The sequence below is a fragment of the Neobacillus sp. K501 genome (assembly GCF_053749995.1).
Genome location: NZ_JBSLYA010000001.1, coordinates 520,633 through 532,359, shown reverse-complemented (window position 1 = coordinate 532,359; position 11,727 = coordinate 520,633). Strand labels below are relative to the sequence as shown.

General features: G+C 37.6%; 12 protein-coding genes. 8 read left to right on the top strand and 4 right to left on the bottom strand.

Annotated features, from left to right (window positions below; translation table 11 throughout):
• Position 1: 1 nt before the first annotated feature.
• Together ACWM35_RS02600 and def are read right to left on the bottom strand one after the other, a co-directional pair.
• Positions 2–214: a DNA-dependent RNA polymerase subunit epsilon gene (locus ACWM35_RS02600; RefSeq protein ID WP_454815184.1), complete on the bottom strand. Its 213-nt coding sequence runs from the start codon at positions 212–214 to the stop codon at positions 2–4.
• A 473-nt stretch (positions 215–687) separates the two neighbouring features.
• On the bottom strand, positions 688–1,242 hold the full coding sequence (gene def / locus ACWM35_RS02595) for a peptide deformylase (protein ID WP_454815182.1): 555 nt from the start codon (positions 1,240–1,242) through the stop codon (positions 688–690).
• A gap of 211 nt (positions 1,243–1,453) precedes the next feature.
• Here def and ACWM35_RS02590 point away from each other — a divergent pair, with 211 nt between their 5' ends.
• The 5 genes from ACWM35_RS02590 (at position 1,454) to lpdA (ending at position 7,405) form a co-directional block, all read left to right on the top strand.
• On the top strand, positions 1,454–2,116 hold the full coding sequence (locus ACWM35_RS02590; RefSeq protein ID WP_454815180.1) for a YkyA family protein: 663 nt from the start codon (positions 1,454–1,456) through the stop codon (positions 2,114–2,116).
• Positions 2,117–2,465: 349 nt separating this feature from the next.
• Positions 2,466–3,581 (top strand): pyruvate dehydrogenase (acetyl-transferring) E1 component subunit alpha, encoded by a 1,116-nt coding sequence (pdhA, locus tag ACWM35_RS02585; RefSeq protein ID WP_454815178.1) that lies wholly within the window; start codon positions 2,466–2,468, stop codon positions 3,579–3,581.
• Between the two features lie 3 nt (positions 3,582–3,584).
• On the top strand, positions 3,585–4,562 hold the full coding sequence (locus tag ACWM35_RS02580) for an alpha-ketoacid dehydrogenase subunit beta (RefSeq protein WP_454815176.1): 978 nt from the start codon (positions 3,585–3,587) through the stop codon (positions 4,560–4,562).
• A 113-nt stretch (positions 4,563–4,675) separates the two neighbouring features.
• Positions 4,676–5,986 (top strand): dihydrolipoamide acetyltransferase family protein, encoded by a 1,311-nt coding sequence (locus ACWM35_RS02575; protein ID WP_454815820.1) that lies wholly within the window; start codon positions 4,676–4,678, stop codon positions 5,984–5,986.
• 3 nt (positions 5,987–5,989) lie between these two features.
• A complete protein-coding gene (gene lpdA, locus ACWM35_RS02570) occupies positions 5,990–7,405 on the top strand; it encodes a dihydrolipoyl dehydrogenase (protein WP_454815175.1) in 1,416 nt (471 codons plus the stop codon).
• A gap of 422 nt (positions 7,406–7,827) precedes the next feature.
• Here lpdA and ACWM35_RS02565 read toward each other — a convergent pair whose 3' ends face one another.
• Complete coding sequence (locus ACWM35_RS02565) at positions 7,828–8,262, bottom strand: DUF1885 family protein (RefSeq protein WP_454815173.1); 435 nt, start codon at positions 8,260–8,262, stop codon at positions 7,828–7,830.
• A gap of 146 nt (positions 8,263–8,408) precedes the next feature.
• Between ACWM35_RS02565 and ACWM35_RS02560 the strand changes: the two genes are divergently transcribed.
• Both ACWM35_RS02560 and ACWM35_RS02555 read left to right on the top strand, forming a co-directional pair.
• On the top strand, positions 8,409–8,708 hold the full coding sequence (locus tag ACWM35_RS02560; RefSeq protein ID WP_454815171.1) for a DUF3055 domain-containing protein: 300 nt from the start codon (positions 8,409–8,411) through the stop codon (positions 8,706–8,708).
• 163 nt (positions 8,709–8,871) lie between these two features.
• The gene (locus tag ACWM35_RS02555) at positions 8,872–8,988 is read left to right on the top strand and encodes a GapA-binding peptide SR1P (RefSeq protein WP_454815170.1); all 117 of its coding nucleotides are present in this window, start codon (positions 8,872–8,874) and stop codon (positions 8,986–8,988) included.
• 62 nt (positions 8,989–9,050) lie between these two features.
• Here ACWM35_RS02555 and ACWM35_RS02550 read toward each other — a convergent pair whose 3' ends face one another.
• Complete coding sequence (locus ACWM35_RS02550; RefSeq protein ID WP_454815168.1) at positions 9,051–10,523, bottom strand: aminotransferase class I/II-fold pyridoxal phosphate-dependent enzyme; 1,473 nt, start codon at positions 10,521–10,523, stop codon at positions 9,051–9,053.
• Between the two features lie 220 nt (positions 10,524–10,743).
• Here ACWM35_RS02550 and ACWM35_RS02545 point away from each other — a divergent pair, with 220 nt between their 5' ends.
• Positions 10,744–11,703: an NAD(P)H-dependent flavin oxidoreductase gene (locus tag ACWM35_RS02545; RefSeq protein ID WP_454815166.1), complete on the top strand. Its 960-nt coding sequence runs from the start codon at positions 10,744–10,746 to the stop codon at positions 11,701–11,703.
• Positions 11,704–11,727: the final 24 nt, after the last annotated feature.

The following is an 11,727-nucleotide window of genomic DNA, read 5'->3' as shown; positions in this document are numbered from 1 at the left end:
ATTATCCAATCTCCAATACTTTAAAGTCTTCATTTTGCTGTTCATATTCTAAATAATCGCCTTTTACTGCCTGAACAAATTCAACATTATATCCTTTATCCGCTATTTTTTTACGAACCTCTCTTACCGATTCACCCTCAATATAAAGAGTTTTTGTTTTCTCTCTAACAGGGACTTCTTTGATGCTCTCTTGATAATATACCTTAAATACCATTACTATATCGCTCCTTAAACAATCATAACTTTTTTATTATATAGAAATATTACATCTTTTTCATTTATTTTCTATTTTCGCCTATAAAGGCAACTTTTGGACAATTAGAGAAAAATATGTAAAGTGGATCTTTATAATTAATTTACAATAAGGAAGGAGCCCTTCTCAAGTTTGAAGGGCTCGAAACAATGTTTTAAGCAATCGATTTTTTTCGCAGTAAACCATTCCACTGTTTTAAAAGCTTCTTTCTTAGCTTCTTTAACATAGTGGATCATCTCCTTACTTCTTATTTTAAACGATCCTTGTCCAATGTAAAGCAAGCCACGATAGATTATTGAAGATTTTTTTAAAATTAGTGTTTTTTTACTATTATTATATGGTGAAAACGCTGATTCTTTCATGGATAAACATGGAATTATTCTTGAATAAAAATAAAAGCGGTCGCAGTTAACAGCGCTTCCGCCTTTTGGTTCTTATCGTTCGATAGCAATGGCACCTTCAATTGGTTTAAATGGATCCTGCTTGTCAATATAATCATAAAACATAATTCCATTTAAATGATCAATCTCATGTTGAAAGCAAATCGCAGGAAGTCCTTTTAAGCGAAGCTTTACTTCATTTCCGTCAATAGTTGTACCTTTTAAGGTAATACGAGCAAATCGAGAAACGTAGCCAGGAATATTCTCATCTACAGACAAGCAGCCTTCACCAGAGGTTAAATATGATTTTTCTACTGAATGGCTGATGATTTTCGGATTAAACAAAGCATAACTGTAGAGATTTCCTTTTTCGTCATGAAGATGAACGGCAATCATCCTTTTAGAAACATTTATTTGCGGTGCTGCTAGCCCGATGCCTGGCCTCAAGCCATATGTAGAGGCAATTTCTTCATTTTGGCTATTTATTACATATTCTAATAATTTTTTTAAGGTATTTTTATCTTCTTCTGTAGGCGGCATTGGTACATCTTCTGCTACTTTTCTAAGAGTAGGATGGCCGTCCCGAATAATATCATCCATCATTAACATGATCCTTTTCACTCCTGTTAGTTAACTAAAATTATTGATATTCATTAGTCTAACAGACTATACCTGAAAAGTTAATTAGCTGAGACAATTTAGTATCGGAAAGACAAGGAGGCTCCTACATTACTGTGTAATAATTTATTGAGGAGAGATTGTCAATAATAAGCTCGGAGGATATAGTAAGGAATGTAATTACATTGGGAGGGTGGGGACTGTGATTATAAGAAAATACTTGACCGTTTTTTCTATTTTGGTCTTTGTTTTCATCTTAAGTGGTTGTATAAGTGAACAGTCATCAGCAGAAAAATTATATAAAGCATTAGAAAAAGTCGCTGCAGCTGAAAAGCAATTCGAGGAGCAACAAGAGCCACTTACTGTTCTCGAAAAGCAAGAAAGAGATATTTACAACAAGATTATGGCACTTGGCATGAAACAACATGATGAAATTGTTAAATTGGCCGATGAAGCGCTGGTAATGGTTGAGAAAAGAGAAGACCATTTAATAAAGGAAACAGAAAGTATCAAAAAATCTGAAGAAGAGTTTAAAAAAGTTGGGGAAATTAAGGAGCAACTGGAAGAACCTAAGCAAAAGCAAAAGGCTGATGAGTTATTTGATATTATGCTGAAGCGTTATCAAGCGCACAGTCAATTGGCAAAAGATTATTCTGAGGCGCTAGTTAAAGATAAAGAATTATACACTTTGCTTAAAAATAAAAATATTTCCTTTCAGGAACTTGAAAAGCAAGTAACCACTTTAAATGAAACTTATCAAAAAGTGTTAAAAGTAAATGAAGAATTCAATACCCTAACAGTTCAATATAATGCAAAAAAACTTGAGTTTTATCAAGTATCAGGATTAGAAATAGCGGAAGAATAGAAATCGGTAGAAAAACTACCGATTTTCTTATGTATTTAAGTGAAAATATATCAATATAACAGTGTGTGCTATTGAGTGGTACAGAGGATTTTGTGGAGAGGATATTTTTTTATACATCCATGATGTAAAATTATAAAACATAGTATTTGACGAGGTGCAATAGATATTGTAAACTCAATATGGAATCAATTATTGTACCATTATTTTTAAAAAAAATTATGATACAGGGTTAATTGGAGATGGCAGATAGAATTTCACGTTTATGTTGTAAAAGTTTTTTGGGTAATCTAACAAGAGTGGATTAATATCTTTACATTATTGTTATCAAAAGAAAGGAAGATGTGACAAAATGGCTTCTAAACTTAAGAATGCCCAGCTCGATGCAAGGAAAGCACTCGATGCAGCAGCAGATCAATTTCAAACGTTTCAAATTTTAAATGAAGAGGGCGAAGTTGTAAATGAAACAGCTATGCCTGACTTAACTGATGAGCAGCTTCAAGAATTAATGCGCCGTATGGTGTATACACGTATTCTTGACCAGCGTTCAATTTCTTTAAATCGCCAAGGTCGTCTTGGTTTCTATGCTCCAACAGCTGGCCAAGAAGCATCTCAATTAGCTTCACAATTCGCTCTTGAAAAAGAAGATTTTATCCTGCCTGGATATCGTGATGTTCCACAATTAATCTGGCATGGTCTACCATTATATCAAGCTTTCTTGTTCTCGCGTGGACATTTCCAAGGAAACCAGATTCCAGAAGGTGTTAATGTTATTTCACCACAAATTATTATTGGTGCTCAATACATTCAAGCAGCAGGTGTTGCTTTAGGATTTAAAAAGAGTGGTGCAAAAGCTGTTGCAATTACATATACAGGTGACGGTGGAGCATCTCAAGGTGATTTCTATGAAGGGATAAACTTTGCAGGTGCATTTAAAGCGCCGGCGATCTTTATCGTTCAAAATAACCGTTTTGCAATTTCTACTCCAGTAGAAAAGCAATCCGCTGCTAAAACAATCGCTCAAAAAGCAGTTGCTGCAGGAATTCCTGGTATTCAAGTAGATGGAATGGATCCACTAGCGGTATATGCGGCAACTCGCGATGCCCGTGAACGTGCGATTAATGGAGAAGGCCCAACATTAATTGAAACCTTAACATATCGATATGGCCCACATACAATGGCTGGTGACGATCCAACTCGCTATCGTACATCTGATCTTGATAATGAATGGGAAAAGAAAGATCCACTTGTCCGTTTCCGTAAATTCCTTGAAAAGAAAGGAATTTGGAGCGAAGAGAAAGAAAACGAAGTAATTGAACAAGCAAAAGAAGATATTAAAGAGGCAATTAAGAAGGCAGATGCTGCACCAAAACAAAAGGTGACTGATCTAATGTCTATTATGTTTGAAGATATGCCTTATAACTTAAAAGAACAATTTGAAATTTATAAAGCAAAGGAGTCGAAGTAAGTCATGGCTCAAATGACAATGATCCAAGCTATCACGGATGCACTGCGCACAGAATTGCGCAACGATCCTAAAACATTATTATTCGGAGAAGATGTTGGTGTGAATGGCGGTGTATTCCGTGCGACTGAAGGTCTTCTTAAGGAATTTGGAGAAGATCGTGTATTTGATACTCCACTTGCTGAATCAGGAATCGGCGGTTTAGCTGTTGGTCTATCATTAACAGGCTTCCGTCCTATCCCTGAAATTCAATTCTTTGGATTTGTATTTGAAGTAATGGACTCCATTGCAGGACAAATGTCTCGGATGCGTTACCGTTCAGGTGGCCGCTACAATATGCCAGTTACAGTCCGTTCTCCTTTTGGCGGTGGTGTACATACACCAGAGCTACACTCAGATAGCTTAGAAGGTTTAATGGCTCAAACTCCAGGATTAAAAGTAGTTGTTCCTTCAACTCCATATGACGCAAAAGGATTATTAATTTCAGCGATTCGTGATAATGACCCTGTTATATTCCTTGAGCATTTAAAATTATATCGCGCTTTCCGTCAGGAAGTTCCTGAAGAAGAATATACAATCCCACTTGGAAAAGCGGATGTAAAACGTGAAGGTACGGATTTATCTATCATCACTTACGGAGCAATGGTTCATGAGTCATTAAAAGCTGCGGAAGAATTAGCAAAAGAAGGATTTTCTGCAGAAGTTATCGATTTACGTACTATCAGCCCGCTTGATATTGAAACAATCATTGCCTCTGTTGAAAAAACAGGTCGTGCAATCGTTGTTCAAGAAGCTCAAAAACAAGCTGGTATTGCAGCGAATGTAGTGGCAGAAATCAATGATCGTGCTATTCTAAGCCTTGAAGCACCTGTTCTAAGAGTGGCAGCGGCAGATACAATTTATCCTTTCTCTCAAGCAGAAACAGTATGGCTTCCAAACTATAAAGATGTCATTGAAACAGCAAAGAAAGTTTTAAATTTCTAATTGTCGGTGGGAAATAGGAAAGCTGTTTCCCTACTTTTACTAATGATAGCTGATTAATATAAATAGGAGGATGAATCCCAGTGAGCGCAACCGCAACCACATTCCAATTTAAAATGCCTGACATCGGTGAAGGTATTCACGAGGGCGAGATTGTCAAATGGTTTATTAAGTCTGGCGATAAAGTCCAAGAAGATGATGTACTTTGCGAAATACAAAATGATAAAGCTGTTGTAGAAATTCCTTCGCCTGTCGAAGGTACTGTTCTTGAAGTTTTAGTTTCTGAGGGAACTGTTGCAACGGTTGGACAAGTTTTAGTTACTTTTGATGCACCAGGTTATGAGAACTTACAATTTAAAGGTGACGATCATGGTGATGAAGCACCGGCATCTGCTCCTGCGGCGGCACCAGCTCCAGCTGCATCAGAAACGAAACAGGAAGCACCTGTGGCAGCAGCACCAGCACCAGCACCAGTTCAAACTCAAGCTGAAGTAGATCCTAATCGTCGTATCATTGCAATGCCAAGCGTTCGTAAATATGCTCGTGAAAAAGGTGTTCAAATTGCACTTGTAGCTGGCAGCGGTGAAAATGGTCGTATTCTTAAAAATGATATTGATGCATTCTTAAGCGGTGGAGCAGCTCCACAAGCGCAAGTGGAAACTCAAGTTCCTGCTGGTGAAGCACAAGCTGCTGCACCTAAGGCAGCACCAATTCCAGAAGGTGAGTATCCTGAAACCCGCGAAAAAATGAGCGGTATTCGCAAAGCGATTGCAAAAGCAATGGTCAATTCAAAACATACTGCACCACATGTAACTCTTATGGATGAAATAGATGTGACTAAGCTTGTAGCACATCGTAAGAAATTCAAAGAAGTTGCTGCAGGTAAAGGTATTAAGCTTACATTCCTGCCTTATATTGTTAAAGCATTGACAAGTGCTTTACGCGAATTCCCAGCGTTGAACACATCACTAGATGATGCAACGAGTGAAATTATTCATAAACATTACTACAATATCGGTATCGCAGCTGATACTGAAAAAGGTTTATTAGTACCTGTCGTGAAAGATGCGGATCGTAAATCAGTGTTTACTATTTCCAACGAAATCAATGAATTAGCTGGAAAAGCACGTGATGGCAAGCTAGCTCCAAATGAGATGAAGGGTGCTTCTTGTACGATTTCAAATATTGGCTCTGCAGGTGGACAATGGTTTACTCCAGTCATTAATCACCCTGAAGTAGCAATTTTAGGTGTGGGCCGAATTGCTGAAAAACCAATCGTTAGAGACGGTGAAATTGTTGCTGCTCCAGTATTGGCACTTTCATTAAGCTTCGATCACAGAATGATTGATGGTGCAACGGCACAAAATGCATTGAACCATATTAAACGTTTACTGAACGATCCAGAACTATTGTTAATGGAGGCGTAACAAATGGTAGTAGGAGATTTCCCAATTGAAACAGATACTATAGTCATTGGTTCCGGTCCTGGAGGATATGTTGCAGCTATCCGTGCAGCCCAATTAGGACAAAAAGTGACAATTATTGAAAAAGAATATATCGGCGGTGTTTGTTTAAACGTAGGCTGTATCCCATCGAAAGCTGTTATTGCAGCCGGTCATCGCTACGAGGTTGCTAAGCATTCGGATGCATTTGGTATTACTGCAGAAAACGTCAAGGTTGATTTTACAAAGGTTCAGGAATTTAAATCTGGAATTGTAAAAAAATTAACTGGCGGTGTTGAAGGTTTATTAAAAGGTAACAAGGTTGACATCGTTCGTGGAGAAGCATACTTTGTTGATGGCAATTCATTGCGCGTCATTGGTGAAAATTCTGCACAAACATACACATTTAAAAATGCGATCATTGCAACAGGATCTCGTCCAATCGAGTTACCTACCTTTAAATATTCTAAACGTGTTCTAAATTCAACAGGTGCACTCAATCTTCAAGAAATTCCAGAGAAAATCGTTGTAATTGGCGGCGGTGTAATTGGAATTGAGCTTGGTGGTGCTTATGCAAGCTTCGGTACTCAAGTAACGATTTTAGAAGGTGCAGATGAAATTCTTGGACTAGGTGTATTTGATAAACAAATGGCTGCCCTTGTAAAGAAAACCATGAAGAAAAAGGGTGCAGAATTCTATACAAAAGCATTAGCTAAAGGTGTAGAAGAAACCGAAAACGGTGTTGTTGTAACGTTTGAAACTAAAGGTGAAGAGAAGAAAATTGAGGCTGACTATGTATTTGTAATGGTTGGACGCCGACCTAATACAGATGAAATGGGACTTGATCAAATTGGTGTGAAGCTAACGGATCGAGGACTTATTGAAATTGATAAGCAATGCCGTACAAGTGTTGGAAATATTTACGCCATTGGTGATGTCGTTCAAGGTCCACAATTAGCACACAAAGCATCCTATGAAGGGAAAATCGCGGCAGAGGCTATTGCAGGACATTCCTCTGAAATTGATTATTTAGCGATCCCTGCAGTTGTCTTCTCAGAACCAGAATTAGCAAGTGTTGGTTATACAGAAGAGCAAGCGAAAAAAGAAGGAATCACAGTAAATGCGGCTAAATTCCCATTTGCTGCAAATGGCCGTGCATTATCGCTTGATAGTGCAGATGGTTTTGTTAAGCTTGTGACTCGTAAAGAGGATGGCCTTGTTATCGGTGCACAGATTGCCGGTGCAAGTGCATCTGATATGATTGCTGAATTAGGTTTAGCTATTGAGGCTGGTATGACTGCAGAAGATTTAGCAATGACCATTCATGCTCACCCAACATTAGGGGAAATTACAATGGAAGCTGCTGAAGTAGTGCTTGGAACACCAATCCACATTCTAAAATAATGATACATCCAAGTCCTTTTCGTTTCATAACGGAAAGGACTTTCCCATTTTTTAGCGAATATCAAATATATCTCCCTGTTTTCATTCATATATATTACTTAACAACAGAACGATATTTCTATTAAGACGTATGTTTAAAGTGGTGATGAATATGAGGGTTTATATTGTCGTAATTCTGCAGTTTTTCATTTGGAGCAGTTTCACCTTGATTGAATGGCTGTCCAAGCATGACCAGCTCATGTATAAAGTCTTAATGTTTTTTGTTTTCTTTTATATAGCATTTTTAATTGGAAATTCTGTGACAAAATCGAAAGAAAAAACTTTCTTTATTACTTCACTCAGCCTCGTGATTTATACTTCCATCCATTACACACTTTCATTAATTACACATTAAAAAACTCCCTATTAGGGAGTTTAAGCATTTATTTCCTTGGATAGTAGTACATGACTCTTTCATTAAAAAGATGCAATTCTGCTTTTAATTTCTTAGCAAGGAATTTACAGAATTCATTTGCCTTTCCTTTATCACCAAAGGTTGATTGTTCCGGTAATGTGACCTGTATGTAGGTTTGTTCACTTTCATTACCCTCTTCATCTCGAATGGTTTCTTGATCAATGCCAATTAAAATCGCGTAATAACGTTCGTTGTTTGAGTGTAAATAAAACCATTTCCCTTTTCCATCCTCTGTTTCTTTTATTTCATACGGAAAAGCAGATTCGCCATATTGCCAATTTAATTGATCTCCCGTTTTAACGGTGATATTTTTATAATATTGGAAAAGATCCTTTAGCTCATCAACCGTTACGGTTTGCTGTGCAGATGAAGGCACAAGCTTAATGAATGCGTTTTCAGCCATCATCATTCCCCCCTAGCCCATTTATGTCACCTCTATTCTAGCACTGAAAAAACCTGGATGACAACTGTTAGTGATAAATGAGGTTGTTAATTACCAAAAAATGAATTATAATAATATTCTGAATGTTAATATAAAGGAGGCTTCATATGGAATTATTCGATAAACTCTATGATGAGCATGAGAATGTAAATGTGAGATTTATTGGATTTACAACCGAACATACACGGTATGATTTCGGGATCATTTTCACTAATATGTTTTTTGGAAAGCCCCTTGTTGTCTGCATGCAAACTGGCCGTTCAACTCTCCTCGACCCAAACGAAATTAAAGACATTGAATACCTTCAAAATGTTTTTCGGATTCCTGATAAGCAACAAGCCGCTGATTTAGCCGAATTCTTCAGCTTAACCCTTCCACAAATTCCTTTTGTAACCGAATATGAGTAATTTTAAATGAAAAAGGCCTGTTCGAGGGTCTTTTTTTATTATAAAAAAATAAATGTGACATACAATTTAGGCTTGAAATTTTAAATGTGTTATATTATTATAGATTTAAGGATGTTAAAACGCTTTCAATAAACATTTCATTATGAAAAGGGGATTGAAAAAAATGGGTACAATCGTATGCCAGGCTTGTGATTCAACTATTGATCATTTTGAAGATGAAAAAGTAACAGTTCTCTATTCAAAATGTAATTGCTGTGATGAACATCATTCAGAAGAATAATTTAAAACCTACTTTTTAAAATAGAAACAGGATTCCAAATTGGAATCCTGTATTTTTGTGTATTAACGAATAGCTTTATATTCTTTTATAACACGAATGGTTTTGATTTCATCATCTTCAGGACCTTGAACAGGTAATCCAGCCTCAAGATTTTTCTGGATGTAATGTAGGTTTTCTTTTGTGATAATTTCACCTGGAATGAAAATTGGAATTCCAGGAGGATAGACCATGATGAACTCCGCAATAATTCTACCTTCTGATTCTTCAAATGGAATGACTTCCGTGTCTGCATAGAAAGCGTCTCTAGGCGTTAATGCAAGCACAGGGATGTCTGGCAACAATACTTGTAATGGATTATGCGTACTCCCGAGATCTTCGCGTTCCATGGCTAGTTCTTTTAAGGCATTTACTAACAGGTCTGCTTCATAATCTGTATCCCCAAGGGTGATAATACAAAGGATATTGTATAAATCGGACATTTCAACTTCAATATTATGTTTCTCTCTTAACCATTTTTCGACCTCATAACCGGTTAATCCCAATTCTTTTACGGAAATAATTAACTTTGTTGGATCATAATCAAATGTGGCCTTAGAGCCTAATATTTCTTCACCAATACAATGCAAATGATCAATTTCGTTGATTCTTTTTCGTATTGTTTGTGCAAGGACGATCGTTTTGTCGATTAATTCCTTACCTCTGGTTGCCAATTGTTTCCGTGCAACATCTAGAGAAGCAAGTAATAAATACGATGTGGAAGTGGTTGTAAGCATGCTTAGTATTGCTTGGACATGCTTAGCAGAAACTAAACCTTCTTTTACGTTCAAAATTGAGCTTTGTGTCATCGACCCTCCGAGCTTATGAACGCTAGTGGCAGCCATGTCCGCACCTGCCTGCATGGCAGAAAGAGGTAATTCATCGTGAAAGTGAATATGAACCCCATGCGCTTCATCAACAAGTACCGGAACATTATGAGAGTGGGCGATTTCAACAATCTTTTTTAAGTCCGCAGAAATTCCAAAATACGTTGGATTAATCACCAGAACTGCTTTAGCGTCTGGGTGCTGAAGAAGTGCTTTCTCCACAGAATCGGTGGTAATTCCATGTGATATACCTAGTTCTTCATCAATTTCTGGATGAATAAATACAGGGATAGCTCCCGAGAAGACTATGGCTGACATCACAGATTTATGCACATTTCTTGGAACGATAATTTTATCATCAGGTCCGCAAACAGCCATAATCATGGCAATTATGGCACCGCTAGTTCCTTGAACAGAGAAGAATGTACGATCTGCACCAAATGCTTCCGCTGCTAAATCTTGAGCCTGTTTAATCATTCCTTTAGGGCTGTGAAGATCATCTAAAGGTCCGATATTTATTAAATCAATGGATAGGGCATTGTCCCCAATAAAATGGCGGAAATCAGGATCAATTCCTGCTCCTTTTTTATGTCCCGGTATATGGAATTGGACCGGATTATTTTTTGCATGTTCTAATAAACCGCTAAATAACGGTGTTTGATTTTGCGACAATTTAGTTCCACACCTCTTTATTTAAAAAGTACATTGTATATAAATACATAAAACAAATGAAATTATAGCACTATTACTTATGCTTGCATAGAGATATATGTTTCACTTAGCTACTTTTATTTCGTACGCCTTGTGCTTTTCTGTTTTAGTGTCCCTTCAAAAAAGGATATTTACCCTTTAAGAAAGAAATATGTTAGTAACATTATTAGGAGGGATTGTATTGAATTGGCAAACACGTGTAACGGACATTTTAAATATCAAATATCCGATTATTCAGGGGGGGCTTGCTTATCTTGCTTATTCTGAACTGGCGGCCGCCGTTTCGAATGCTGGCGGACTTGGGCAAATTACCGCGATGTCACTAGCGAACCCAGACCAGCTTCGTGAGGAAATAAGGAAAGTGAAAAAGCTGACGAATAAACCTTTTGGTGTCAACTATGCAATAGGTCAGCACGGTAGACCGTTTGCGGATATGCTACAAGTAGCCATTGATGAAGATGTTCCGGTTATTTCGATGACTGGAGGCAACCCAGCCCCTATTTTTGAACAATTAAAAGGGACAGACATCAAAAAGCTGGTCTTAGTAGCAGCAAAAAGACAGGCTCAGAAGGCGGAGCAGCTTGGTGCAGATGCCGTGATGGTTGTTGGACAAGAAGGAGGAGGACATCTGGGTAGGGATGATATTGGAACAATGGTTCTTATTCCACAAGTGGTGGACGCTGTTTCTATTCCGGTTATTGCTTCCGGAGGAATAGGGGATGGAAGAGGATTTATGGCGGCCTTAAGCCTAGGAGCAGAAGGAATTGAAATGGGAACGAGATTTATTGCTACGAAGGAATGTGTCCATGCAAATGAGCTTTATAAACAGAGGTTAGTCGAAGGAACAGAAGCTGATACTGTTATTATTAAACGCACTCTAGGGATGCCAGCGCGGGCGATTGCTAATTATTGGACTGAGAAAATCCTTGAGGTAGAAAAAGAAAACGGGGATTACGAACAACTGAAAGATCTAATTAGTGGCAAGGCGAATAAACGCTACATATACAATGGGGCGGAAAATGAAGGTTTTGCTTGGGCTGGTCAGGTAATGGGACTAATAAAAGATGTTCCTTCGGTAGCTGAACTTTTTAGCCGCATGATTAAAGATGCAGAAAAAATTCGTGAAAAATGGACAAAATAACGATAATATAAGGTTATGTAAAAA